The organism is Bacillus sp. FSL K6-2839, assembly GCF_038003365.1.
Classification (GTDB): Bacteria; Bacillota; Bacilli; order Bacillales; family Bacillaceae; genus Bacillus.
This window is the reverse complement of sequence record NZ_JBBOOZ010000002.1, coordinates 665,731-692,216: the sequence shown is the minus strand read 5'-3', so window position 1 is coordinate 692,216 and position 26,486 is coordinate 665,731. Positions and strand designations below refer to the sequence as shown.

At 41.5% G+C, this 26,486-nt stretch carries 29 protein-coding genes; 1 reads left to right on the top strand and 28 read right to left on the bottom strand.

Annotated elements, in window-relative coordinates; translation table 11 throughout:
- Positions 1 to 109 precede the first annotated feature (109 nt).
- The 18 genes from mfd to metG all read right to left on the bottom strand — a co-directional run bounded on the left by mfd (position 110) and on the right by metG (position 18,583).
- Positions 110 to 3,643, bottom strand: coding sequence for a transcription-repair coupling factor (gene mfd / locus MHH26_RS17605; RefSeq protein ID WP_340974240.1), 3,534 nt, complete (start codon positions 3,641 to 3,643; stop codon positions 110 to 112).
- Positions 3,644 to 3,710: 67 nt separating this feature from the next.
- Entirely contained in the window at positions 3,711 to 3,941 is a 231-nt protein-coding gene (locus MHH26_RS17600) for an anti-sigma-F factor Fin family protein (protein ID WP_003217967.1), read from the bottom strand.
- Between the two features lie 55 nt (positions 3,942 to 3,996).
- Positions 3,997 to 4,563, bottom strand: coding sequence for an aminoacyl-tRNA hydrolase (pth, locus tag MHH26_RS17595; protein ID WP_012008658.1), 567 nt, complete (start codon positions 4,561 to 4,563; stop codon positions 3,997 to 3,999).
- 140 nt (positions 4,564 to 4,703) lie between these two features.
- The gene (locus MHH26_RS17590; RefSeq protein WP_307498826.1) at positions 4,704 to 5,330 is read right to left on the bottom strand and encodes a 50S ribosomal protein L25/general stress protein Ctc; all 627 of its coding nucleotides are present in this window, start codon (positions 5,328 to 5,330) and stop codon (positions 4,704 to 4,706) included.
- Between the two features lie 137 nt (positions 5,331 to 5,467).
- Positions 5,468 to 6,421 carry a ribose-phosphate diphosphokinase gene (locus tag MHH26_RS17585; protein WP_060595354.1) on the bottom strand — a complete coding sequence of 318 codons (954 nt, stop codon included), beginning with the start codon at positions 6,419 to 6,421 and terminating at the stop codon, positions 5,468 to 5,470.
- Positions 6,422 to 6,443: 22 nt separating this feature from the next.
- The gene (gene glmU, locus MHH26_RS17580; protein WP_034665711.1) at positions 6,444 to 7,814 is read right to left on the bottom strand and encodes a bifunctional UDP-N-acetylglucosamine diphosphorylase/glucosamine-1-phosphate N-acetyltransferase GlmU; all 1,371 of its coding nucleotides are present in this window, start codon (positions 7,812 to 7,814) and stop codon (positions 6,444 to 6,446) included.
- Positions 7,815 to 8,013: 199 nt separating this feature from the next.
- A complete protein-coding gene (gene spoVG, locus MHH26_RS17575; RefSeq protein ID WP_034324487.1) occupies positions 8,014 to 8,310 on the bottom strand; it encodes a septation regulator SpoVG in 297 nt (98 codons plus the stop codon).
- Between the two features lie 225 nt (positions 8,311 to 8,535).
- Positions 8,536 to 8,913 (bottom strand): 2-iminobutanoate/2-iminopropanoate deaminase, encoded by a 378-nt coding sequence (ridA, locus tag MHH26_RS17570; protein ID WP_334750979.1) that lies wholly within the window; start codon positions 8,911 to 8,913, stop codon positions 8,536 to 8,538.
- Positions 8,914 to 8,951: 38 nt separating this feature from the next.
- Positions 8,952 to 9,785: a pur operon repressor gene (gene purR, locus MHH26_RS17565; protein WP_034665706.1), complete on the bottom strand. Its 834-nt coding sequence runs from the start codon at positions 9,783 to 9,785 to the stop codon at positions 8,952 to 8,954.
- A gap of 55 nt (positions 9,786 to 9,840) precedes the next feature.
- Positions 9,841 to 10,710: a 4-(cytidine 5'-diphospho)-2-C-methyl-D-erythritol kinase gene (gene ispE / locus MHH26_RS17560; protein ID WP_034665703.1), complete on the bottom strand. Its 870-nt coding sequence runs from the start codon at positions 10,708 to 10,710 to the stop codon at positions 9,841 to 9,843.
- Positions 10,711 to 10,856: 146 nt separating this feature from the next.
- Positions 10,857 to 11,042, bottom strand: coding sequence for a small, acid-soluble spore protein, alpha/beta type (locus tag MHH26_RS17555; protein ID WP_012008653.1), 186 nt, complete (start codon positions 11,040 to 11,042; stop codon positions 10,857 to 10,859).
- A 163-nt stretch (positions 11,043 to 11,205) separates the two neighbouring features.
- On the bottom strand, positions 11,206 to 11,463 hold the full coding sequence (veg, locus tag MHH26_RS17550; protein ID WP_003217979.1) for a biofilm formation stimulator Veg: 258 nt from the start codon (positions 11,461 to 11,463) through the stop codon (positions 11,206 to 11,208).
- 204 nt (positions 11,464 to 11,667) lie between these two features.
- Positions 11,668 to 12,561 (bottom strand): sporulation peptidase YabG, encoded by an 894-nt coding sequence (yabG, locus tag MHH26_RS17545; protein ID WP_106039738.1) that lies wholly within the window; start codon positions 12,559 to 12,561, stop codon positions 11,668 to 11,670.
- Between the two features lie 135 nt (positions 12,562 to 12,696).
- Positions 12,697 to 13,575, bottom strand: a complete 879-nt coding sequence (gene rsmA / locus MHH26_RS17540) for a 16S rRNA (adenine(1518)-N(6)/adenine(1519)-N(6))-dimethyltransferase RsmA (RefSeq protein ID WP_307498822.1) — start codon at positions 13,573 to 13,575, stop codon at positions 12,697 to 12,699.
- Complete coding sequence (gene rnmV / locus MHH26_RS17535) at positions 13,568 to 14,128, bottom strand: ribonuclease M5 (RefSeq protein WP_307498821.1); 561 nt, start codon at positions 14,126 to 14,128, stop codon at positions 13,568 to 13,570. The genes rsmA and rnmV overlap by 8 nt, the downstream gene beginning before the upstream one ends.
- 160 nt (positions 14,129 to 14,288) lie before the next feature.
- Entirely contained in the window at positions 14,289 to 15,491 is a 1,203-nt protein-coding gene (locus MHH26_RS17530; protein WP_340974237.1) for a ubiquitin-like domain-containing protein, read from the bottom strand.
- A 244-nt stretch (positions 15,492 to 15,735) separates the two neighbouring features.
- A complete protein-coding gene (locus MHH26_RS17525; RefSeq protein ID WP_340974235.1) occupies positions 15,736 to 16,503 on the bottom strand; it encodes a TatD family hydrolase in 768 nt (255 codons plus the stop codon).
- An 82-nt stretch (positions 16,504 to 16,585) separates the two neighbouring features.
- Positions 16,586 to 18,583: a methionine--tRNA ligase gene (gene metG / locus MHH26_RS17520; RefSeq protein WP_034665685.1), complete on the bottom strand. Its 1,998-nt coding sequence runs from the start codon at positions 18,581 to 18,583 to the stop codon at positions 16,586 to 16,588.
- 520 nt (positions 18,584 to 19,103) lie between these two features.
- Here metG and MHH26_RS17515 point away from each other — a divergent pair.
- Positions 19,104 to 19,394 (top strand): AbrB/MazE/SpoVT family DNA-binding domain-containing protein, encoded by a 291-nt coding sequence (locus MHH26_RS17515; RefSeq protein ID WP_087975202.1) that lies wholly within the window; start codon positions 19,104 to 19,106, stop codon positions 19,392 to 19,394.
- Between the two features lie 45 nt (positions 19,395 to 19,439).
- Here the strand turns inward: MHH26_RS17515 and rsmI are convergent, their stop codons facing one another.
- From rsmI to MHH26_RS17465, 10 genes are all read right to left on the bottom strand, one after another.
- Positions 19,440 to 20,318 carry a 16S rRNA (cytidine(1402)-2'-O)-methyltransferase gene (gene rsmI, locus MHH26_RS17510; RefSeq protein WP_334750982.1) on the bottom strand — a complete coding sequence of 293 codons (879 nt, stop codon included), beginning with the start codon at positions 20,316 to 20,318 and terminating at the stop codon, positions 19,440 to 19,442.
- Entirely contained in the window at positions 20,296 to 20,592 is a 297-nt protein-coding gene (locus tag MHH26_RS17505) for a GIY-YIG nuclease family protein (protein ID WP_307498816.1), read from the bottom strand. Before MHH26_RS17505 ends, rsmI begins: the two co-directional genes overlap by 23 nt.
- A complete protein-coding gene (locus MHH26_RS17500; protein WP_340974231.1) occupies positions 20,579 to 21,322 on the bottom strand; it encodes a tRNA1(Val) (adenine(37)-N6)-methyltransferase in 744 nt (247 codons plus the stop codon). The genes MHH26_RS17505 and MHH26_RS17500 overlap by 14 nt, the downstream gene beginning before the upstream one ends.
- A gap of 55 nt (positions 21,323 to 21,377) precedes the next feature.
- Positions 21,378 to 21,731: a DNA replication initiation control protein YabA gene (gene yabA, locus MHH26_RS17495; RefSeq protein WP_003217957.1), complete on the bottom strand. Its 354-nt coding sequence runs from the start codon at positions 21,729 to 21,731 to the stop codon at positions 21,378 to 21,380.
- A 14-nt stretch (positions 21,732 to 21,745) separates the two neighbouring features.
- The gene (locus MHH26_RS17490; protein ID WP_012008643.1) at positions 21,746 to 22,573 is read right to left on the bottom strand and encodes a PSP1 domain-containing protein; all 828 of its coding nucleotides are present in this window, start codon (positions 22,571 to 22,573) and stop codon (positions 21,746 to 21,748) included.
- A 2-nt stretch (positions 22,574 to 22,575) separates the two neighbouring features.
- Entirely contained in the window at positions 22,576 to 23,565 is a 990-nt protein-coding gene (gene holB, locus MHH26_RS17485) for a DNA polymerase III subunit delta' (RefSeq protein WP_106037503.1), read from the bottom strand.
- 11 nt (positions 23,566 to 23,576) lie between these two features.
- Complete coding sequence (locus tag MHH26_RS17480) at positions 23,577 to 24,017, bottom strand: YaaR family protein (protein ID WP_034665673.1); 441 nt, start codon at positions 24,015 to 24,017, stop codon at positions 23,577 to 23,579.
- A 12-nt stretch (positions 24,018 to 24,029) separates the two neighbouring features.
- Positions 24,030 to 24,359: a cyclic-di-AMP receptor gene (locus MHH26_RS17475; protein ID WP_340974229.1), complete on the bottom strand. Its 330-nt coding sequence runs from the start codon at positions 24,357 to 24,359 to the stop codon at positions 24,030 to 24,032.
- Between the two features lie 79 nt (positions 24,360 to 24,438).
- Complete coding sequence (gene tmk, locus MHH26_RS17470) at positions 24,439 to 25,077, bottom strand: dTMP kinase (RefSeq protein WP_307498812.1); 639 nt, start codon at positions 25,075 to 25,077, stop codon at positions 24,439 to 24,441.
- The gene (locus tag MHH26_RS17465; protein ID WP_307498810.1) at positions 25,074 to 26,483 is read right to left on the bottom strand and encodes an aminotransferase class I/II-fold pyridoxal phosphate-dependent enzyme; all 1,410 of its coding nucleotides are present in this window, start codon (positions 26,481 to 26,483) and stop codon (positions 25,074 to 25,076) included. The genes tmk and MHH26_RS17465 overlap by 4 nt, the downstream gene beginning before the upstream one ends.
- Positions 26,484 to 26,486 lie beyond the last annotated feature (3 nt).

Below are 26,486 nucleotides of genomic sequence, written 5' to 3'. Positions count from 1 at the left end.
TGTTGGGTGAATGGAACAAAAGCGTCCACTTTATGCAACATTCACCACTTGACCCTGAGTTTAGTATCCGTCACATCAAACGTAATATACACGAGAGACAAACAAAATTTTATGAAGATGGAATGGTTTCTTTTTTCACTTCTTGAAGGCCTCGAAGCATATTCAGAACGATCTCAAGCCATTCCTCGGTCTTCTTGCCTTTCGTTTGGACAGAAATAATCAGCTTGCTGCCTTCCATTCCCAAGCCTATATCACGGCCATATTTACTGCTGAGCGCAAATAATTTTTGACCGTCGATTTCACTGCTTGCTTGCTCTTCAAGAGTAAGCCTGACAATGCCTTTCTCCATCTTGATCAGTTCGACACGTTCCTGCACTGCGTATACTTTCATCGTCGCAATCGTGAACAAGTCCGCCACTTCTTGCGGATATTCACCAAATCGGTCGATCATTTCATCTTGAAGCTCTTTTCGCTCTTCAATTGATCCAATCGCTCTGAACTGTTTATACATCTCGATCTTTTGCTTCCCATCCGAAATGTAAGTGTCCGGGATGTAGGCATCGATTTGCAGATCGATTTCCGGTTCGAATTTATCTTGAGCCGTTGTATCGCCTCTTCTTTCCTCAATGGCTTCTTTCAGCATTTGAGAATAGAGGTCGAATCCAACAGAATCAATGAATCCATGCTGCTGTGCACCAAGTAAATTTCCTGCTCCTCGAATCGTTAAATCACGCATCGCAATTTTAAATCCTGATCCGAGCTCTGTGAATTCTTTAATAGCTTGAAGTCTCTTCTCTGCTACTTCAGACAGAACTTTATCTTTTCGATACGTGAAATAAGCATATGCGACACGATTCGAACGTCCTACTCGTCCTCTTAGCTGGTACAGCTGAGAAAGCCCCATTTTATCCGCATCGTGGACGATGAGCGTGTTCACATTTGGAATGTCGACTCCCGTTTCAATGATGGTGGTACTGACCAATACATCTGATTCACCTTCAAGGAAATTGATCATCACTGATTCCAGCTCGTTCTCACTCATTTTCCCATGTGCATAGCTGACTTTCGCGTCTGGGACTAGCATGGAGATTTCATCTGCTTTGCGTTCAATATCTTCAACACGGTTGTAAAGAAAGTACACTTGACCGCCGCGTGCTAGTTCTCGCTCAATCGCTTCTCTGACTAAAGCGCCATTGTACTCGACCACATAGGTTTGAACAGGGAAACGGTTTTCAGGCGGTGTCTCAATAACCGATAAATCCCGTACGCCAAGCATAGACATATGCAGCGTACGCGGAATTGGCGTAGCCGTTAATGTCAGTACATCGATATTGGCTTTCATCTGTTTAATTTTCTCTTTATGCGTCACACCAAAACGCTGCTCTTCGTCAATGATCAACAAACCTAAGTCTTTATAGACAATATCTTTAGAAAGCAAACGGTGTGTGCCGATGACCATATCAATCGTTCCGTTTTTCAGCCCTTTTAACGTTTCGGTTGTTTCTTTTCTTGTACGGAAACGGCTCAGCTGAGCGATTTTGACAGGGTAGTCTTGGAATCGGTCCATAATCGTGTCAAAATGCTGCTGCGCTAAGATTGTTGTCGGTACAAGCAGAGCAACCTGTTTTCCGTCAGCAATGGCTTTGAAGGCCGCTCGAATCGCCACTTCTGTTTTTCCATATCCCACATCTCCACAAAGCAGGCGGTCCATTGGACGCTCCCGCTCCATGTCTTGTTTGATTTCGTGAATCGAACGGATTTGATCATCTGTTTCCTGGTAAGGGAACGCTGATTCAAACTGGCGCTGCATCTCATGATCAGGCGAGAAGGCATACCCTTTGCTTGCCTCACGTTCCGCATACAGCTTAATGAGATCATCTGCGATGTCCTGTACAGATGTTTCCACTTTTTTCTTCACACGTTTCCAATCGCTGCCGCCTAGTTTGTACAGCTTTGGTTCTTTACCTTCTGATCCGACATACTTCTGCACCTGATCAATTTGTTCAACCGGTACATAAAGCTTGTCGCTTCCTTGATAATGAATATTTAAATAATCTTTATGAATGCCGCCGATTTCAAGCGTTTCAATTCCTAAATACTTACCGATTCCGTGGTTAATGTGCACCACATAATCGCCGACTTGAAGCTCTGAATAGCTCTTAATTCGCTCTGCATTGGTCAGCTTTTGCTTACGTGCCTGCTTCTTCACACGTTTCTTGAAGAGCTCGCCTTCTGTGATCACGGCAATTTTCGATAACGGCAGTTCAAAGCCTGTTTGCAGCTCACCTTGTAAAATATACACCTGTCCTCTTACAAGCTCGGCGTCCGGCTTGGCAAGAGCGGCTTCAATGTCATAATCATGTAAGACAGAAGATAGTTTATCTGTCCGCTCTTCATCCGCACCTAAGAAGACAACTGTGTATTGTTGTTTTTTGTAGCGTTCAATTTCACTCGCAAGCACATTCATCTGCCCGTGGAAATTCTGCATTTGCTTACTAGATACATTGACGATATTTTGCGGATTTGTCTGCTGGACATGTCTCAGAAACAAGGAGTAGTACAGAATAGACCGCGATTGCTGATTGATCAGTTGTTGGAACGGGAAAGAAAGGGATAAATCATGAAGGATATTACCTTCTTCAAGCAGGCTAATTGTCCAATCAGCTTCTTCCTGTTCAAGCTGTTCTTCCATCTCCTGAATTCTGCTAATTTCATCTAAAATAATAATCGTATCCTGTGATGTGTAATCTAGCAAACTAGCAGGCTTTTCATAGAAATAGGACAGGTACTTCGTCATTTCCTGTGTCACGATACCTTCTAGCAGCTTCTCTCGATCAGCAGAAATATGTTGATGAAGCAGTTCTTTTTGCTGGTCTGAGTTAAATTTCTTTAAGCTCTTCGCAAGTCCTTGATCAAGCTGTTCAATGGCTCTCACTCGTTCAGAACCTCTCACAATCAGCTCTTTTGCGGGACCGATTTTAATCTCTTGAAGTGTTTCTAATGAACGCTGTGTATCTGAGTGGAACGTTCGAATCGAGTCTACTTCTGTATCAAACAGCTCAATACGGATCGGATGATCTTCCGTTAACGAATAAATATCAATGATTCCTCCGCGCACACTAAAATCTCCGGGCGCAGCAACCATCGACGTCCGGTCATAACCGATTTGTACAAGTTGTTTTGAAAACGCCTCCAAATCAATTTCTTCACCGAGCTTTAAATGGATCTGACTCTCCTTCCAGAGCTCAACTGGCGGAAGCATTCTGCGCACCGCTGCAGCCGGTGTGACGATAATGGGGTTTTCTCCATTCGCCAGCCGGTTCAGAACATCTAGACGCTGTGCTCTGAGCTCAGGGCTGGCAACGGCAATTTCTGAAGCAATGAGTTCATTAACAGGATAAAGAAGGACCGAGCGATCTGAAATCACACTGGCAAGATCATCTGTTACCTTCTGCGCTTGATACAAGTTGTGAGTCACAATAAACATCGGCCGCTTAAGTTCGTCTGATATAGCGGCTGTAAATAAAGATCTGACGGAGCCTGATAGTCCGGCGAGCAGCTGTTCTTTTAACCCTTCCTTTAGCCCATTAAAAATGGACTGAAAATCATCACTTTGTTTGATAAATGATTGTATATTTTTCATTTGGCTCCTCCTCCCTGCTTGTTTAAAACAGAAAAACGCTTTGGTCTATTATCTACACCAAAGCTTTTTATTGAATAAAGGTATGATACTGATGGTAATCAGGATTTCTTTCGAGCGCCTCTTGGCAATCCTCACAAATGGTTTGTACATGTAAATCACCATTTTCTCTATAAGAAATCATATCGTTTCTTTCCTCATTTGTTAAGTGATGAAATCCAAGTGCTTCACTTTGAACAGCGGATTCATCTAGACTGCCAACCTTTACACCACAGTGCCGGCAGTAATAATGCAAAGCCATACGTGATCCTCCCATGCTGAGATTTTATAATCAGTATGTGCTTTGCTTATCATTCTTATACCTTCTTGTTAAAATCATTCATCACTTCTAAAAATGGCTTTGTTAAAGCCGCCTCGCAAGCTTCGACAGACGCCTGAATGGCTGATGCAATGTCAGGCTGCTCCTCTTCAGAAAAGCGTCCTAGCACGTAATCGACGACCTTCATGCCATTTTGAGGACGTCCAATGCCGATACGGAATCGGTCAAACTCAGGTGACCCTAAATGCTGAATCAACGATTTGATTCCATTATGTCCGCCTGCACTTCCTTTTGTACGCAAACGAATCCGCCCAGTTGGCAAATCAAGATCATCATAGATGACTTTCAAATGTTCAAGGGGAATATCATAGTAATCCATTAGCGGACGCACGCATTCTCCTGATAAGTTCATATATGTAAGCGGCTTTACAAGTAGAACCTTTTGCCCTGAAACAAACCCTGTTCCAAATTGTCCATGGAATTTTGATTGATTTAAGGGGATGTCCCATTTTTTCGATAATTCATCTATTGTCATAAACCCGACATTATGTCTTGTTTTTTCATATTCTTTTCCTGGATTACCCAATCCAACGAATGCAATCATGAAACCAATAACCTCCTTTGTCACAAAGCACACGCCTAAAAAATGAGCCAATAGGATTGCCTCATGTAAAAACGTATGAATTCTTTTCATTCTAGCACAAAAGACGCAACCGCGGGAGGGTTACGTCTCTAATTGACCAGTTATTCTCCATCGTTATCCTTTTCTTTAATGGCCTCAGGTTCTTTTGGTTCCTCTTCGCTATCTGGCTCAGGAACCTCTGATTGCTGAGGCGGCAAAATGGATGCCACGACTTCTTCTGGATCGTTATTCACTTGAAATGATGATTGAACAGGCAAATCAGCGACTGTTAGGACATCATTCACTTCTAAGTTTGTAATATCGGCTTCAATATGCTGCGGGATATCTTTTGGTTTCGCTGTAATGGATAGTTCAAATAGTGGCTGCTGAAGCACACCGCCATCTTTTACCCCTTTGGATTCGCCAATCAGCTGGACAGGTACATCTGCTTCAATTTCACGCTGTAAGTCGACCACTTGGAAATCTGCATGGACAAGCTCATTTTTCAGCGGATCTGTTTGTAATTCTGTGACCATCACGGATTTTGTTTCACCGTTCACGTCTAATGTGATGATTGTATTCTTTCCTTCATCACGTAAGGTCTTTAATAAATCGATGCTGTCTAGTGAAACAGCCAGGTTGTCTGTATTTTTTCCGTATATGACACCAGGAACGTGTCCTGAATGACGGATTTTTTGCAGTGTGGAACGTTTGAAATCAGTTCTTTTATTTGCTTTTAAAGTTGCCATATTCAGCACCATCCTATTTCATTTTTGTCACTACTCTCATAATTACCCATAAGCGAATCATTTTAAACCTATTTGCTATGAATGATGACAGCAAAAAGACCCCAAGCTGATGCCTAGGGCCTTTTTTAATCAGAAAATTAGCTAAAAAGGTAGCTCACAGATTCTTCTTCATGTACACGGATGATGGCTTCTGCAAGCAAAGGCCCAACTGAAAGCGGAATGAATTTTTCAACTTTCTTGTCATCTGTTAAGTGAATACTGTTTGTCACAACCAATTCTTTTATTTTAGAATTTGTGATACGTTCTACTGCTGGTCCAGACAATACTGGGTGAGTACAGCAAGCATATACTTCAGCCGCTCCATTTTCCACAAGTGCATTTGCAGCAAGTGTAATGGTACCAGCCGTATCAATGATATCATCGATGAGAATCGCCGTTTTGCCTTCAATGTTACCAATGATGTTCATCACTTCAGCAACATTTGGCTTCGGACGACGTTTGTCGATAATAGCGATTGGCGCTTTCAGGCGGTCTGCCATTTTACGCGCACGTGTCACACCACCGTGGTCTGGAGACACAACGACGATATCCTTCAAATTTTTCTGTTCGAAATAGTTTGTTAAGATTGGCACAGCCATTAAGTTATCGATTGGAATATCAAAGAAACCTTGGATCTGCGGCGCATGAAGATCAAGTGCAATGACACGAGTAGCACCTGCTGTTTCAAGCAAGTTCGCAAAAAGCTTCGCAGTGATTGGCTCACGAGGTTTTGCCTTACGATCTTGACGTGCATATCCGTAATAAGGGATCACAATATTGACCGTTTTCGCAGAAGCGCGTTTTAGTGCATCCACCATAATGAGCAGTTCCATAATGTGCTCATTGACTGGCGCACTCGTTGATTGAATGACATAACAATCACAGCCGCGAATACTTTCTTCAATATTGATTTGGACTTCACCGTCACTAAAGCGTTTAACAGAGCTCTTTCCTACATCAACTCCGATACGATCGGCAATTTCTTTAGCAAGTTCAGGGTTTGAATTCAAAGAGAATATCTTTAAATTCGCATCAGCATAACGATTAGACATGGTAAACCTCCGGGTATTTGGATTATTTTTTATGAATATTTTTCACATAATCTTCTTTATTGACTTGTCTTGCTCTAGCAATAGACAATGCATCCTGCGGTACATCTTCTGTAACCGTTGAACCAGCTGCAACATATGCCCCTTTTCCGACAGTGACTGGTGCTACTAGATTTGAATTACAGCCAATAAAAGCGCCATCTTCAATCTTCGTTAAGAATTTGTTCTTCCCATCATAGTTGACTGTAATAGATCCACAGCCAAGGTTTACATCAGTTCCGACCTCTGCATCTCCAATATAGCTTAGATGAGATGCTTTGCTGCGGTCACCGAAAACCGTTTTCTTGATTTCGACAAAATTCCCGATCTTCACTTCATCGCCAATTTTCGACAACGGGCGAATATGAGCAAACGGCCCAATTGTCACATCGACTCCAACCTCACTATCGCAGACGACAGATTGCTTAATCACTGTGCGATCTCCGACGATGCTGTCAACAATTTCAGTGTTTGGCCCAATAGTAGCGTCTGCACCGATTTTTACATTCCCTTTGATGACCGTCCCAGGATAAATGATTGTATCTTCACCGATGACAGCATCTGGTGAAATATACGTGTTCTCAGGATCAATCAAGGTCACACCATTCTTCATATGCTGATGATTAATACGTCGCTTCATGAATTGCTCTGCTTGTGATAGAGCGATACGATCATTGACTCCAAGTGTTTCTTCAAAATGCGGTGTTTGATATGCTGCAACCGTTTGCCCTTCATTCTTTAAAATTTCAATGACGTCTGGCAAATAGTATTCACCCTGTGCATTTTCATTCGATACTTGCTCAATCACACGGAAGAGATCTTCATTTGAAAAACAATAGGTCCCTGTATTAATTTCATTCACTTGACGTTCCGCATCATTCGCATCTTTATGCTCCACAATTTTCACGACAGCACCGGTTTCGTCACGAATAATACGACCATAACCTGTCGGGTCATCCGCATGTGCTGTTAAAATAGTGACTTTCGCTTGATGTTTTTGATGCTCGCTCAACATAGCTTCCATTGTTTCCGCTGTCAATAATGGCGTATCACCACAAATGACAATGGTTGTTCCCTTTTCCTGCGCAAGGAACGACTTTGCTTGTTTGACGGCATGTGCTGTTCCCAGCTGTTCTTCTTGAAGTGCATACTCACTTCTGTCTCCAAGCTGCTCTTTGACGTTCTCTGCTCCATGACCGACGATCGTCACTAGCTTGGCTAAAGAAAGCTTTAACGCTTCATCTGCCACATGCTCGACCATTGGCTTTCCGCAAACTGGATGAAGTACCTTGTATAGCTTTGACTTCATTCTCGTTCCTTTTCCCGCTGCTAAAATCACTGCGAACCGCTTATCCATTGATTGGCCTCCAATATCCCTATTATCCATAGAAAAATATATCCTAAATAAGGACTGATTTCAAGGATACAAGAGGAAGTGCAATAATTTTCTAATGGATGGAAGACAAAAGAAACAAGAGTAAAAACGCAAAAAAGACAGCATTTAAAAGAAAACATTCCATTTTCTCTTAAATCTGTCTTTTTGGATTCACATATGATTAAGAAGCTCCAGCTTCTTCATATTCAATTGTTTCTTCCTCTTCGCCTAAGCGATGATATTCATTTAATACAGCATCTTGGATTTTACCCCGAGTACCTGAATTAATTGGGTGTGCAATATCGCGAAACTCTCCATCAGGCGTGCGTTTGCTAGGCATTGCCACAAACAACCCATTGTTTCCATCAATCACACGAATATCATGAACAACAAATTCGTGGTCCAGCGTGATGGATGCAATCGCCCTCATGCGACCATCGGTATTCACGCGGCGTAATCTTACGTCAGTAACTTCCACAGTAGTTCACCACCTTTTCCCAATATAAAAGCATTACTTAGGTATTCAACGATTGTGGTGATTCTCCTGCTCTTTTTTTAAACTTTTTTTGAAATATCGGGATATTTATACATTATTTGTCATTTTGGTGACGACGCTTACATTCTCTGCGTGAAAAAAAGACATCATGATGATGTCTTTTCCTGCATATGATGAAACCAAACGGCTTTCGTTGAGACTGCCTGTTTACTTTACTAATGCAATCACTTCAATTTCTATGAGTGCATCCTTAGGAAGTCTTGCTACTTCCACACATGAACGAGCTGGCTTATGTGTATGGAAATACTCACCGTACACTTCATTTACTTCTGCGAATTGTTCCATATCTTTGATAAAAACTGTTGCTTTCACGACTGTCTCAAAGGAAGCACCTGCTGCTTCAAGTACGGCCTCAAGATTACGGAAGACTTGATGTGTTTGTTCTTTAATATCTCCATTTACAAAGTCTCCAGCTGGCGTTAATGGAATCTGCCCTGAGCTGTAAAACATGTTATTGACAATAATCCCTTGAGAGTAAGGTCCAATGGCTGCTGGTGCATGTTTGGTTTGAACAACTTTTGTCATATCAATCTCTCCCATTCAACTACATGTTTGATCAAAGCTTAAGCTTTCGAATGAAAAAACTCGTGGAAATTGCCTTCATTGATCTCAATGATCTTCTGCTTCATATCAATGGTTGAAAGCTTTAAAAGCGATACATATTCATCAACGAGACGTTCATTTACGCCTTCATCTTCTAAAAGAACACCGATCCCTGCAACATTTGCATTAAATTCCTCAAGCAAATTCATCATGCCGTTAATGGTTCCGCCCGCTTTCATAAAGTCATCAATGATTAGGACATTGGATCCTTTATCTAAACTCCGCTTTGCAAGTGACATGGTTTGAATTCGGTTAGACGAACCTGACGCGTAGTTAATACTTACAGTTGATCCTTCGGTTACCTTATTATCTTTTCTAACGATCACAACAGGCACATTTAAATAACCCGCAACAGAATAGGCAATTGGAATACCCTTTGTCGCAACGGTCATGACGACATCAATCGCACGGTCTGCAAAGATGGTCGCAAACAGCTTACCGATTTTCGCAAGAATTGATGGATTACCTAAAACATCGGTTAAATATAAATAACCGCCAGGAAGTACACGTTCAGGAGTCGATAGAGCCTCTCCGATATCGTTTACTACGTCGTCTGCTTCTTTTAGGTGAATCTTTGGAATATATTTCACTCCGCCAGCAGCACCAGGTACAGTAAGCAATGTGCCTATTCCCTGCTGTTCGAAGGTCTGTTTGATAATCGTTAAGTCTTCACTAATGGAGGACTTCGCAGATTGATATCTTTCTGCAAAAAAAGTTAACGGTACTAGTACGTGCGGGTGGGCTAACAAATAATTTGTTAAGTCCACCAATCTGCCGCTTCGACGAAACTTCATGAACTTACCCCCAGAACCCGAATAATTTATGATAAATATAACTTAATATACGGATTTAATCAAGGGCATTTTGTTCGCCGATCATGCGGACAGCGTATACTTGATCACAAAATCCTCTCAGTCCGTTATATATTCTTTGTACCTTCGATTCATATTGAATCAAGCCAAATACTGTAGGGCCGCTTCCACTCATTAAAACAGCGTCAGCACCGAAACGCTTCATCTGTCTTTTGATCATATCTACTTCTGGGTACATCTTTAATGTCACAGACTCTAGAACGTTGCCGAGTGAGCCGCACATCTCTTTATAATCTTTCGCTTCAATCGCTTCAATCATACGCTTTACATTTGGGTGTTCTACTTTGCTTGCGTCATATTGTCTATAGACTTCAGCTGTAGATACCCCAATCACCGGCTTCGCTAAAATCACCCAGCAATGCGGCGGTGTCGCAATATGCTTCAGCTTTTCTCCACGTCCTGTCGCTAGTGCTGTGCCTCCGTGTACACAAAAAGACACATCTGAGCCGATCTCCGCTCCAAGATCAGCTAGTTCATCTAACGTGAGGTTTAATTTCCACAAACGATTTAAGCCGCGAAGAGCTGCTGCCGCATCACTGCTGCCCCCAGCTAAACCTGCTGCGACTGGAATTGCTTTTGTGATGACAATTGATACACCTTTTTGAATACCGAACCTTGTTTTGAGTAATTTAGCCGCCTGATAAGCCAAATTACGCTGATCATCTGGCACGAATCGATTATGAGATGATACACGGATTTCATCCTTGTCCAGCTCCGTCAGCTCTAGTCGATCTGCAAGGTCTATTGTTGTCATCACCATCTCCACTTCATGATATCCATCCGGTCTTTTTCCATGAACATCAAGTGAGAGATTAATTTTTGCCGGTGCTTTTTCTAAAATACGCAAACATTTCACCTACTTCTCCATCTAAACATAAGTATCAATATTGTATCACATTTGATGGATCTGATGAATATAGGCTTTTACGCCGAGCACACTGACTTTTTCATCAAAAAAAGCCAGAGACACCCGAGGTATCCCTGACCGTTTTTCTATCGTTGATTCTCATCCTGAGCCATGTGCTGTTGAGCTAATTCAATGGCACGTTTGACCATATTACCTGCGTCACGCGCACGAATCTCTCCCCAGCCTCCATTTTTGACGGTATCATAAAATCCAAGATCCTTCGCCAGCTCGTATTTGAACTCATCTGACATAATGCCTCGGCGTCTACCCAAACGAAACAGCCCCTTTAGTCGAGAATTCGAATCAGTGCCACTGCTTTTGTGGCTTTCTTATTTTGTATCGATTCCTTCCTTTTACCCCTTTCAAAAAATGGACAGACTCCCATTCAGAAAAAAAGGCAAAACAAAAAGCAGTAAACAAGAAGTTCACTGCCCATTAATAGGCGACTGAGCTAGCGGTATCATCGAACGTTAATTCGACCGTCTCAGTCAGTATATCTGCATAACTATAAGAAACTCTTTCAAACGAATTCTCATCTTGATCTAATTGAATCACAAATACAGAAGGGTACGTTTCAGCTAAAATGCCCGAACGCTCAATTGTTTTACGGCGGCCCCCGTTAGCCTTTAACGTCAAACGTTTACCTAAGTTACCATCAAGCGATCTTTTGATGTCGGACAAAGTCTTCGCCATTGCATCCACCTCACTGAGATAATTATACAACAACGGCCCGTTTTTGTCAAATAAAAATTAAATTATATCAACGAACACGAGCCATTGTCAACAAAATAATTTTGACAAACTTCTACCTTTTCTTCTCCCTATTTTTCTCAAATTCCGGTGAATTATGTATCCTTTTGCAATTTCTTTTTGAACATAAAAAAAACCAGACTGAAATCAGTCGGGTTGTGTCGATTCATGGTCTCTTTTATATGGCATACCTACCCTTAGAACGCCCTTCGTCTCGATGCCTCCGAGGCCTTTTTCTCTTGTTAATGTATTTCGGAGCACATCCCACACGTTGATTCGATCTACAAATGGAGTGAAGCTGATCTTCGCAACGATATAGACGGGGTCGAGCGCATGGATATTCACACGGGAAGGCGAGCTCGCAAAATTGGCACCTGCTTGGATCAATGATTCGAAATGAGATTGACAGGCACCTGCAAAGATCACAAGCTGATCTAAATGAGGAATTTTCCGTCTTGCTTTTTGAACCGTTTCAACGAAATGACGAGAATGGCGATAGGCACTGATATCATGTACGCCGCCCTTTTGCTTGGAATACGCATCATGTCCTGTGATAACCAAGATATCTGGTCGATATTGATCAATTAACGAGTCAATCATGCTTGGCATTTTCTTCTCATGGCAATGCACACCGTACACAGGTACACCAATTCGTTCATATACATCCAAGCATTTCTTTAAGTATGAAGCATCTCCATCTAAATGAAGGACCTTTCCAGGCATGTGAAAATACTGCTCCTGATGCTGATATTGTCCAGAAGTATAATACTCTTGTTTTTCCCGCAGCAGCTGATAATCCTGTCTAAGTAAGTCAAGCGATTCATTGATTTTTCGTTCGTCATTTTTCTCTCTAGTCAGCTGTTCCTCTTTTTGAACCTTGACGAGATCTGACAACTTGGCATCAGCAATCAGCCTCACTTCATTCCCATGCAATATGGCGGTAGCTTCGTGCTGATCGGTCTCATCAATTCGAATGATTCGAAACAAAATATCCATTTGATAGGATGCCCTTGTCACCATATCTCCTATTTGAAATTGCATGCTTTTCACTCCACAATCAGGCTCATATCCTGTTGGTATCGTCTTACGCTAAAATATGTTCTTCTTTCATGTGTGCTGTTCTTTCTAGCCTATGCCCGAACGAACAAAGTGGTGAAAAACAAAAGAAAAAAGCCCTTAAGACAGGGCTTTTTGTAAAACGTTCGACAAACGGGCAAATTCCTCAATGGATAATGACTCGCCGCGGCGCTTTCCATCAATGTCTGCTGTTTGAAGTGCTTCTTCGATGATGGCTTTATGTTTTTTTCCATCAGGTAAATTGTTCATAAGATTATTCATCAATGTTTTTCGGCGCTGACCAAAGCTCGCACGGATCAATTGAAAGAAAAACGCATCATTTTCTACTGAGACAGCAGGCGTTTCACGAACGGTTAGTTTAATCACAGCCGAATCCACATTAGGCTGTGGAACAAAAACGGTTTTAGGCACAACCATTACTGTTTTCGCTTCCGTATAGAATTGAACTGCGATAGACAGCGAATTGTATTCCTTTGATGAAGGGACTGCTGCCATACGATCTGCTACTTCTTTTTGCAGCATGACCACAATCCCTTTCAATGGAAGGTTTTCTTCAAGCAGCTTCATAATAATCGGTGTCGTCACGTAATATGGAAGGTTGGCGACAACCATCACTTCTTTACAGTCAGCAAAATTTTCCTCGATGACCTTCCTCACATCCGCCTTTAATACGTCTTGATGAATGATCGTGACATTATCATATGGAGAGAGTGTATCGTTTAAAATGGGCAATAAACGCTGATCGATTTCAAAAGCGGTGACTTTCTTTGCACGCTTAGCGAGCTGCTCGGTCAATGCACCGATACCAGGCCCAATCTCAATCACGCCGGTCTCATCCGTCACCTCTGCGTGATCGACAATACGATCGAGTATATTTGTATCAATTAAAAAGTTCTGCCCTAAGCTCTTTTTAAAAGAGAAACCGTATTTCTTCAGTATTTCCTTCGTTCTGATGGGTGTCGCAATATCTTTATTCATCGACTTCCTCCTGCATGACGGTCTTTAAGGCCGCAATAAAATCATGTTTGGTTATTTGGAACATGTGAAGGCGCTTTTGCAGCTGCTTCGCATTGGTATATCCTATATTTAAAAGCACACCTAGTCGTTCGCGGCGGCGTTTCGATGCTTCGCCTCCGATAAGGCCTGCGTCAAATAAGTCATCTAATGTAATGTCACTTTCCGATTCTTCCATTTCCTCATGGACATGGGCAAGGCATTCCCGAATACTGTCCACGGAAGCATGCTCGACACCAATTCCTTTGTCCCTCTTCGCCTTCGCAAGATGTTTTGGCAAAAATGCGTGCTTACAGCCAGGAACCGCTTCTGCGATGGTTTTTCGGATCTTCTCACCAGGGAAATCAGGATCAGTTAAAATAATGACCCCTCTCGTCTCCTGAGCAAGACGCACTTGTTGAATAACTGTATCACCAATGGCTGATCCGTTTGTTTCGATCGTATCTGCATCAACTGCCATCTTCACTCTGGCAGTGTCATCACGACCTTCCACCACAATGATTTCTTTGATTTTCATGTATTCCTCCGCTTGCAAAAACAATAAACAATTTTTGGTTAAAAAATGAAACCTTTCATGCTGTTTTTGCGTCTAATTAATTAGAAAACAGTGCTTCTATTATAACCAAAAAAACAGAGGGTGCGCAAAGCCCTCTGTTCATATAAATGATTTGATGTGTTTATTTGAGTACTCTAATTTTCACTCGTTTATTTCCCCATTGATAAGCTGCCGACTTATTTGGGACGAACACATCGATTTTATTCCCTTTTATAGCAGATCCAGTGTCTGATGCAACGGCATATCCATAGCCTTCCACATACACTTTAGAGCCTAGCGGAATGACACTCGGATCTACTGCTATGACCTTTGCACCCGGATTTGCTTTTAAATCAAAGCCTGTTGACGTTCTGCCCGTACATCCAGCACAGCTCGCTGTATAGGCTGTCGACGCCACATAAAATTCTTTTCCAGACGATTCATTGCTTCTTGAAACGGCAGGTGTCGCTTTAGGCTCTTTTTTGGATACTTGTGTACCAATAGCCACTAAACGATCCTTGCTATCTTTTTCAGTCACTTCTTTAATCAGTTCTTTAGACACCACTTTGCCGTTTTCTTTCACAATGGCATAGTGCTTCTTCAATTTACCTTCTTCACCTTTTTTAAGCACCTTCTCTTTTCCTTTTTCAAGAGAACGATCCTTTTTATGTTTGGTATCAAAAGCAATTTTCTCTTCCACTACATCGGTGACTTTTTCCACCCGAGTGATCTGGATATCTGCGCTTTTTTTAGAAATATGACTATGTAACGCAGGCTTGATCTTATCGTGCTTCTTGAGCCTCAGCTCTTGTTGCTTTAAAAAGTCAGCGACCGTAGTCGAAGTGGTCCACACCTTTTTATCTTTGCCTCCATCATTTACGCTGACCTGGAAGGCCTGCTGAACCACAAGATTCATATCCTTTCTAATCTTGTCATTCTTTCCTGGAGTTACTTGATCGTGCTTCCCAATATCTATCTTCTCATTCTTCAATAATGCTCCAACCGTCTGATCTGTTGTCCATATCGTTTTCTCTTTCCCATCTAGGGTCAGATGAACCGGTATAGCCGCATCATACACAATGTTCATGTTGTCTTCAATTTTTGTATTTAGACTTGGAGAGATATGATCCTCCGCCCTGGTCTTTATTCCAAGGTCTGAAAGCAGCTGTGCTACTGTCTCTTCATGTGTACGAATTGTCTTCTCTTTACCATTGATTGAAATGGTAATAGACTGCTTAGTGAGCTCATGCGCACCGTAAGCCGTCCCAGTTCCAGCTAAAAGCAAGCAAACAACTAGTAATAAAACCTTGCCTTTTCCTAGCTTAACAGAAAACAGATTTTTCATTTTTTGTACGATGAAAAACGCCTCCTTCTCCTCGGAGAGATTATATAGAGTATCTCAAAACCTGTCAACCCTTCCTCCCACTGTACAAAAATGCTCGATTGTAACCCTATTATGGGAGATTGATGGAAGGAAGGGAAGAAAGACTTATCGACAACTTATCCTATGAGGAGGCGCAAACGTGTAGAACATTTTCGTTATGTTTCACAATTGGACAAGCTTAAACAAGGATTGACATCATATACTGTCAGTTTATACCGAAAACTTTTTTCGCATTTTTTGTGGTCAATTCAGCAAGCTCTTCAAAGCTTGTTTCTCGTAACTCCGCGATCTGTTCTGCGATATATTTCACATAACTTGGCTCGTTACGTTTCCCTCTAAATGGCGCTGGCGTTAAGTATGGGCAGTCTGTTTCAATTAAAAGCCGGTCACTTGGTATGTCCTTGACAACTTCCTTCGGTTTTTTGGCATTTTTAAATGTCACGGGTCCACCGAATGAAATATAAAAGTTCATATCCATACACGCTTTTGCGATTTCTAGGCTGCCCGTAAAGCAATGCATAATCCCTCCAACATCAGCCGCTCCCTCTTCCTTTAAGATCGTCACGACATCTTCCGTTGCGTCACGATTATGAATAATGATTGGAAGATTCACTTCCTTCGCAAGAGCAATTTGACGTCTAAAGACTTCCTTTTGTACATCTTTTGGCGACTTCTCCCAATAGTAATCCAGACCCATTTCTCCAATCGCAACGACTTTTTCATGTTGAGATAATTCTTTGATCCACAGCAAATCCTCATCTGTCATATCAATGGCATCGACTGGGTGCCAGCCAATGGCTGCATAGATGAAATCATACTCTTCAATTAATTCCATTGCTCTCGTAATTGTCGGGCGGTCAAACCCCACCACCACAATTTTTTCGACTTTTTCACTTTTCGCTCTTTCGATCACCTGCTCTAAGTCTTCATTATATTGTTCAGCATTTAAATGGGCATGTGTATCAAATAACATCGTTGATTGCTCCTTTCGACAATTCTTCTAAAAAACAAAAGGTGTTCGACGAAATGTTACACGTGGAACACCTTTTGTTGATTTATAAAATTTTTGTTCCATTTGCTAGAGATCGGTCTACTTCAAGAACCTGCAATTTCCCATCAGTTTCTCCAGTTAAAATCATTCCCTGGGAAATTTCCCCTCTGAGTTTGACTGGTGTCAGATTCGCTACGCAAACGAGCTTTTTCCCTACTAATTCCTCAGGTTGATAATGCTTGGCAATCCCTGAAACAATTTGTCTTTTTTCAAATCCAAAATCAAGCTGAAGCTTTAAGAGACGATCCGCTTTTTTCACTGGGGCTGCTTCCAGTACCTGTGCTACTCGAAGATCAACTTTTGAGAAATCATCAAATGCAATTTCTGCTCCAAGCTCAGGTAATTCCGTTTCTTCTATTTCTACTTTCTCTTCTTCCTTTGGTGCACTTCCCTGCATTTTCTCTTTAATATACGCTACTTCTTCTTCAACCTCTAAACGAGGGAACAAAGGCTCTCCTTTTTGTACCGTCGCTTGTTGAATGGCACCAAAAGATAGAATGCTATCCCAGCTTTTAAGCTTCTCTTCTTCAATGCCAAGCTGGAAGAAGATTTTCTCAGGTGTTTTCGTTAGGAATGGCGTTAAGAGAACCGCTGTGATGCGCAGTGATTCTGCTAAATGATACATGACAGAATGCAGCTCTTTTCGTTTTGTTTCATCCTTTGCCAGCACCCATGGAGCTGTCTGGTCAATATATTTATTGGTTCTGCTGATTAATGTCCAAACATTTGAAAGAGCCACCGAGAATTCAAGGTTTTCCATCGCTTCTTCATAGGCTTTGACTGTTTGCTCAGCTACCGCTTTCAGCTCCTCATCAAACTCATTAACTGGACCCTTATAGCTGCTTAATGTACCGTCAAAATATTTTTGTACCATCGCAACTGTACGGTTAAGCAAGTTACCTAAATCATTGGCAAGGTCATAGTTTACACGTTCCACGAATCCTTCTGGTGTAAACACACCATCCGCACCAAATGGTACTTCACGAAGGAGGTAATAACGAAGGGCATCAAGGCCATAGCGATCAATTAATGTGACGGGATCTACTACGTTCCCTTTTGATTTAGACATCTTACCATCTTTCATCAGCAGCCAGCCGTGTGCGAAAATTTGTTTCGGCAGCGGCAGATCTAGTGCCATCAGCATAATTGGCCAATAAATCGTATGGAAGCGTACAATTTCTTTCCCTACGAGATGCACGTTAGCAGGCCAATATTTTTTATATTTTTCATCCTGATCAGTTCCGTAGCCAATCGCAGTTAAATAGTTGAATAACGCATCAATCCATACATAGATGACGTGTTTTGGATTGTTAGGAACTTTAATTCCCCAATCAAAGGTTGTTCTTGATACAGCCAAATCCTCTAAACCTGGTTTAATGAAGTTATTGATCATTTCATTTTTTCTTGATTCAGGCTGAATGAACGTTGGATTCTTTTCGTAATAGTCTAGTAAACGATCCGCGTACTTACTCATACGGAAGAAATATGATTCCTCCTTAATTAATTCGACAGGATGTCCGCTGTCAGGGCTCTTCCCGCCAATGACTTCTCCTTTTTCATTCCGCTCAACATCCACAAGCTGTGTTTCCGTATAGAATGTCTCATCAGGAATACTGTACCAGCCTTCATATTGATCTAAATAAATATCACCTTGATCAAGCAGCTTTTGAAACACTTGCTCAATGATTTTCGTATGTCTTTTTTCTGTTGTACGGATGAAATCATCATTCGAAATGTCGAGTTTCTTCCATAATGATTGAATGTCTGCTACGACCGGATCTAAATACTCGATCGGTGTAATATTTTGTTCTTCAGCTTTTTGCTGAATTTTTTGTCCGTGCTCATCTGTACCCGTTAAATACATCACATCATAGCCTTGAAGACGTTTATAACGAGCCATAGCATCCCCTGCTACTGTCGTATAAGCATGTCCAATATGTAATTTTCCGCTCGGATAGTAAATAGGTGTTGTCAGATAAAACGTTTTTTTCTTTTCCGGCATGTCGGAACCTCCTGCGTGTGTGTAAATGTCAAAAACTCCCGCCCAATGGACGAGAGCGGTTATCATCATTACATGAAAATGTGTTAGATCAATTCATTAAATTTTGCACTTGTGCTTTCTCTATGATACCATCTTAGCCTTTAAGATCAAGCATATATACATAGAACAAGATGAAATGATCGAAAAAGATGAGTTTTTCGAAAAAAACGACAAACCTGTCGACATTTTGTCGAATATTGTCGTATGAAATCTATTTCCAGATTTACAATTGTCTAATTTAGGGCAAAAGTCTTGTTAATCTGAACTCGTCATTTCTCATATTTTCATAGAAAAAACCCGAGAAATCCTTATAAATCAATAGTTTCAAGGTCTTTTGACTTTAAGAGTCATATTTTACAAACAATAGTAAACAAAATGATTGACGATTTATGGAAACCTTGTTATGCTATGAATGTAAGGAATTTGTCGAATAATGACGAAGATAATATTATATTAAGAATAAGAACTCTTTGGGAGGAGAATGAAGATGAAATCTACAGGTATTGTACGTAAAGTTGACGAATTAGGACGCGTGGTGATTCCAATCGAACTTCGCCGTACTCTAGGAATCGCTGAAAAAGACGCTTTGGAAATTTATGTTGATGATGAAAAAATTATCCTAAAAAAATATAAACCAAACATGACTTGCCAAGTTACAGGTGAAGTATCAGACGATAACCTTAAACTTGCTAATGGTAAATTAGTTCTTAGCCGTGAAGGTGCAGAGCAAATCATTAACGAAATCCAAAACCAACTTCAATCACAAAAATAAGTTTGATATAAAAAAGGTTCTTGCACCGTTTGCAAGAACCTTTCTTTATTGTTCAATATGATAGGCATCGTATATCATGCGCTTTGGTACACCACGTTCGACGGCTGTACGTTTAATGGCTTCCTTCGACGTTAACCCTTCTTCTATGTAATGGATCACGTGTTCCTTTTCAGATAAGGGCTTCCACCAGACATCTTCATTTAGCTCTTCTTCATCTTGATCATTACCTTGTACGACAAGACAGAATTCACCCCGGATTTGATGCTCTGCGGCCCATGTCAGCACAGACTCTAAATCTCCACGAATAAACTCTTCAAATTTTTTCGTCAGTTCTCTCGTAATGGCGATATTCCGGTTGCCCCACACTTCCTTCATCAAAGTCAGCGTTTCTTTTAATCGATGGGGCGCTTCATAGAAAATGATTGTTTCTTGACGCTTCTTCAAAGCTTCGAGCTGTTTTTTCTTTTCCTTTTTTTGTCGGTCAAGAAAACCATAAAAGAAAAATGGCTGAGGTGTAATCCCTGATGCAATGAGTGCTGTAAGTGCAGCATTTGCTCCAGGTAACGGAACGACATAGCCGCCGATATTAGTAAAGTCTCGAACCACTTCAGCACCTGGATCTGAGATCGTCGGTAAACCAGCATCGCTCACGAGCGCGATGTTTTTTCCTTCTTTTAACCATTCGATTAACTTGTGGCCGCTGCTGTCTTTGTTATGCTCATGATAACTCGTTAATGGCGTATCAATTTCATAGACATGACAAAGTTTTTTCGTTTGTCTTGTATCTTCTGCGGCAATATAGTCTACATCTTTTAATGTTTGTATGGCTCGAAACGTCATATCTTCTAAATTGCCAATTGGGGTTGGGACGAGATACAGAATGCCCATATCTGATTGACCATCAAAGCTTTTCTGTGTTTTCATGTGCCGCCTCCTTTTCTATTCGCATTTCTTCTATATAAAGGTCTTTCTTTTTCCGCGTCCACGTTTTAAAACGGTATTCTTGCTGCATGGCTTCTCTTTTGGTTGCAAAACATTCATGATAATACAGCTCAACCGGCCGTCTTGCTCTTGTATACTTTGCTCCCTTTCCACTATTGTGGATCGTCAGTCTTTTTTGCAAATCATTTGTATAACCTGCATACAGGCTGCCATCTGCACATTTCAATACATAGAAGTAATGATTATGCTTCTCCATACAGTATCGTCCTGATTTCTTCTGTATACTCTTGATCATCTCCATAAACAAAAAGAGGCGGGAGGATTTTCAGATCTGGTTTTCCATCTTTTATACCCTCTACTAAGATGGTATTGGCTTCTTTCCCCTGTTTGGGATAAACAAATTGAATTCGTTTTGGCTCAATTCGGTACTTCTTCATCAATTCCACAATCTCAAGCAGCCGACCCGGCCGATGAACCATCGCCAGTTTACCCCCCTGCTTCAGCAGCGTGGAAGAAACGCGAATGACATCTTCTAATGTACAATGGATTTCATGCCGAGCAATTGCCAAGTATTCATTTTCATTGATTTCTTCCTTAGAAGGTGTCTTAAAATATGGCGGATTACATGTGATGACATCTACTTTGTGGTTGCCGTAGCGTGCTGGCATATCATTCAAATCACCATGAATCAATTTAATCTGCTTTTCAAGTTGATTATACGCCATACTTCTTTTTGCCATATCAAACAGCCGTTCTTGAATTTCGACCCCAGTAATGGAGGCTTTAGATCGAGTCGAAAGCAGCAATGGCACAATGCCATTTCCCGTACAAAGATCAATGATCTCTCCTTTTTGGATTGGCACATACGCAAATTTCGCTAATAATACTGCGTCCAATGAAAAGGCGAAAACCGTTTTACTTTGAATAATCTTCATATCTTCGGCGAGCAAGTAATCTAATCGTTCATCTTCTCTTAACGAAACCATGATGTATCCTTTCTTTTCCTGTGAAAAAGGCTTCCGATTCAGCGGAAGCCTTTTCTCATTTTTTATTTAAAAATGACAGACAGAACAAACAGTCTCCCTCTTTACGAATGCTCCCATAATGTACATTACAAATATGGAAGCCCTCCTGATATAACCGAGCCAGGTTATCATGACCTTCTCCTATATCAGAATGACCTGGCTTCTGAGCAGAATCATTCTCTGTCTCAGACGATTTGTCCCGATCAGACTGATCCAGACGTTCACGCAAGTGCTGATTCTCCATCTGCAGCTGATGATTTTCTTCAATCACTTCACCGATATGATTTTTCAAATCACCTAACTGGCGATAAAGAGAACCGATTTGTTCTTCTAAATTGATCACCGTATCAAATAGTTCCTTTTTATCCAAGGTGGCACACCTCGTTACTCAGTTGTTTGTGCAGATACAACGCCTTCTTGTAATAATTCTTCCCAAGTATATTCTATCACTTTTTCTTGCCCGGTTAATTCAACTTGCAAAATTCGTTCTAAAATATTGAGCCCTACTACCTTTGCAGAGCCACTAGATGTCTGAATCGTTTCACCGATATCGGGCAATTGTTCTTTCGCTGTTTCATACTCATCATTCTCATATTTCAAGCAGCACATCAAACGGCCGCAAAGCCCTGAAATTTTTGTAGGATTTAGCGACAGGTTTTGATCTTTTGCCATCTTAATGGATACTGGTTCAAAGTCTCCTAAGAATGTCGAACAGCAAAGCATTCGCCCGCAAGGACCTATGCCGCCCAGCATTTTTGCCTCGTCTCTTACACCAATCTGGCGAAGTTCAATTCTCGTCTTGAAAATTGAAGCAAGATCTTTCACTAGCTCGCGGAAATCTACTCTTCCATCCGCTGTGAAGTAGAAGATGACCTTGTTTCGGTCAAATGTAAATTCAACATCGACCAGCTTCATTTCTAGCCCGTGTTCACTTACCTTCTGAAGACATGTATCAAAGGCTGTCATCGCTGCTTCTTTGTTTTCCTCAACGATGAGCCGGTCTCGTTCGTCTGCTACACGAATCACCTTACGCAGAGGAAGAACGACATCGTGTTCATCTACTTTTTTATTAGCGATGACCACTTGTCCGTACTCAACTCCTCTGACCGTCTCTACAATGACACAACTATCATTTTCTATATGAAATCCATTAGGATCGAAATAATAGATTTTGCCCGCTTTTTTAAAACGAACACCAATTACGTTGTACAAACTTATCCCTCCTGCAACATCAACACCAATTGCTCCATCAGCCCTTGGGCATTCACGTTGGATTGAAGTCTCTTTTTCGCTTCTAATACAGCAAGGATCTGGTTCGTCACCATCTGCTGTGTGGAATGCAGCGCGTGCTGCTTCATTGTCTGGAATAAGTCTTGATAAATGACTTTATCTTCATTTCCTATTTGAATCGACAATACATCACGATATATAAATAAAAGCATATCCAGACCTGTTTCTTGAAGGTCTTTCTCTTTGAAAAAAGGCATCCATTGATCCTGTATATAAAAAAATGCATGTTCTTTTCGCTGGTGTAAGACTTCATACAATTTTATCACTTTCGCTCTAGACTCTGCAAACTGATCATTTCGACTTAATTCGAGTGCTTCTGCTAAATTGTTGGTTAAATTCGACAAAAGCCTTGCAAGATGCTGAGATACGCCTTCTTGTAATAGCTGCTGCTCCAAGGATTGCGGCTGCAGCGGCTGAAAGCTAAGCATCTGACATCTTGAAATAATCGTATCCAGCATTTTATGCGATTGCTCAGTGATTAAAATTGCCATCGTTTCCCGGTTAGGCTCCTCTAGGAACTTCAATAAACTGTTCGCGGCATTGACTGTCATTTTGTCCGCATGAAGAATGATATACATTTTTCGGTGAGATTCCACACCTGCTTTTGTAAATTCCTCTTGCAATGCCTGCACTTGCGCTTTCTTAATCGATTGACCATCAGGCTGCACGAGATGTAAATCGGGATGGTTCCCTGACTCAATCCTTTTGCAGTTTTGGCAGGATTCACATGGTTTCACTCCTGCTTTCAAGCAAAAAAAGCTCTTAGCCAAAAGCATCGCAGCATCCAGCTTTCCCGTCCCTTTTTTTCCTTCAAATAAGTAGGCATGCGCAAGTCGGTCTTTATCAATACTATTAAAAATCAGCCGCATGACGCGCGGCTGCAAATCATTCATGTCATCCCAGCTAATTGCCATGTTATCACTCTCTATGTGTAAAGGTTAATCAATAAACCTTTTATTTCTCCAATACGTTCAAGCAAATCAATAGAAGGTTTCTCTTGGTCCATCATATCCTCTGTTAATTCAATCAGCTTTTCATCTAATGCTTTGACTAAAGCGAGTGTACGCGTGTTGCCATAAATGTCAAAGCTCCTTGATGTTTCTATATTGAATCCATTATCGACTGTCTCTTTTACAAAGCGCTTCACAAGCCCTTTAAACCTAGCCAAGTCCTTTAGGTTTCGTGACTTTGTCAGCTTTTTACCGAACACTTCGATATCACTCAGCATGACCGTCAGCTGCTCTAAGCGCATTTTGCCGCTTTGCGTCTCCATCGATGCTTTAAAGGAGGCAGATGTTTGGCTTCCTTTAATGCCTTGGAGTTCACGCTTTTCTAAAAGCAGCCGCATATCTTGATTAATTTTCACAGCAACCCATCCTTAGAATTGATGAAATTGTTCAACTGGCAGAATAAAGACAGTAGCTCCACCAACTTCAACCTCAACAGGGTATGGTACATATGAATCTGCGTTACCACCCATTGGAGATACAGGTGCAATCATTTGATCACGTTTGCGGCAATTTTCTTTTATAAGCTGTAATGCTTTATCCACTCGGACATCTTCACAACCAATGATAAAAGTCGTATTCCCAGACTTTAAAAACCCACCAGTTGAAGCTAATTTTGTCACTCCGAAATGATGTTCAGTCAATATTTTCAACAACTTGCTGCTATCTTGGTCCTGTACAACGGCAACAATTAATTTCATTTGATTGGCCTCCTTTGTTTTAGGCACAGGTGACATGCCGATGTCTTCCTCTATATTATAACAACGATTGGGAATGAGGTCATATTTGATTTTTCTTTAATGTGTCCTGAATCACCCGAAGTACTTCTTCATAGACATCCTGCATCGGCTGAGACGCATCTACTACACGGAATCGTTCTGGCGATTGCGCAATAAGCAGTTCATAGCCTTCTCTGACCAACTGGTGGAAATTCAGCGTCTCCATGTCTAATCTGTTTTTTTCTCTTCCTTGATTGGCGTGAATTCGTTTTAACCCTTCTTCAGGTGTAATGGAAAAATAAATGGTCATTTGCGGCATCGTGCCATCAATAGCAAAGTCGTTAATTGATCTGACTTGGTCAATTCCAAGCCCTCTCGCATAGCCTTGATAAGCGAGAGAGCTATCAACAAAACGATCACATAAGACTGTGTCTCCGCGCTGTAATGCCGGTTCTACCTTTTCAGCCAAATGCTGCCTTCTCGCTGCTGCATACAGCAATGCCTCTGTTTTCGCATCCATTTTCGTGTTTTTTTCATTTAAAATGACTTCACGAATCTGCTCAGCAATCTCAATGCCTCCCGGCTCACGTGTCGCCATGACTGCATATCCTTGACGTTCCATTTCTTCGTACACTTTTCGAATCACTGTCGTTTTTCCGGCGCCCTCTGGCCCTTCAAACGTAATAAACATACCGCTCATAGTGTCTCCTCTTCTATATAAACATATAATTTTCTCTGATGAATGACCTGACTTGCTTGAACATGAACCTGATGTCCAAGCAAACGGCTTAACGCCTCAATTTGATCTATCTCAATACGCTCTCCCTTAATCATCAAAGGAATACCAGGCGGATAGGGAATAATTGATTCTGCACTCATCCGGCCTGCTGCATGTTCAAATGGGACAGCCTCTATGTCTTGATTTTGCTCATCAGTCTCAATAGATAACGTCTCATTTTGGATATGTTTTTTTCCTTTGAGCAATGAATCACTTTGCTTAAGAGCCTGCTCGATCCGCTTGAAAGGAACGTCCTTCCTCTGTTCTAAGCTAAGAATAAGTAAAATCTGATGTTCGTCCGCAAGCTCTGGATGAACATCCACTGATTCAAGCACCCGTTTTAGTTCGTAACCAGTCAGTCCTTTTGTTGATCGAATGACGCATTTTAATGGATCGGAAAGCAGCGAGTCAGGCTCAACCACTTCAAGATGAGTCATACGGTTGAACTGATCTTTCAGCTCTGTCAGTTCTTTCATGATTACATCCAATGTCCCTTTTCCTTTGATCTCCTCGACATAAGCTCTCGCCACATCTAATGAGGCCATAATTGGATAAGACGGCGAACTGCTTTGAAGCATCGTGAGCAATGTTTTCAATCGCTTCGCATCGATTCGGCCCCCTTGAAGATGAAGATAGGAACCCATCGTCATTGCCGGAAGGGTTTTATGTGCTGATTGTACCACCACGTCCGCTCCATAGGAAAGAGCAGATGGAGGAAATGCGCCGCCTAATACAAAATGCGCGCCATGAGCCTCATCAACCAAAACAACCACATCTGCTTCATGACACATGTGAATCAGCTTTGATAAATCAGCTGCATGTCCATAGTAGTTCGGATAAGTCAAAACGATTGCTCGGCAATTAGGATGTCTTGCTATGGCTTTTCTGACTGTATCATCCGTCACATGTGTTGGAACATGCAAGTGTGGGTCTATCTCAGCATCTACCAGAATAGGCGTTGCCCCTGCAAGCTCGATCGCATGGAAGACAGACTTATGGCAATTACGCTGGACAAAAATCTCGTCTCCCGTGCGGCATGCCGCCATCACCATCGCCAAATTTCCGACTGTTGTGCCATTTACAAGGAAAAAGCTTTGATCTGAACCATATAGCTTAGTCAATAAATTTTCTGCCTCTTGAATCACACCAGTCGGGTGATGGAGGTCATCTAGACCTTCAAGCTCCGTCACATCCAGCTGAAGGATTGAAGCATAGTGGGACCGTGCCTCATCAAAAAAGACATCTCCATTGTGATGTCCTGGAACGTGAAAAGAATAAGGCTTCTTTTCCGCATGCTGTGCTAATGCTGTATATAAAGGTGTTCTCAAACA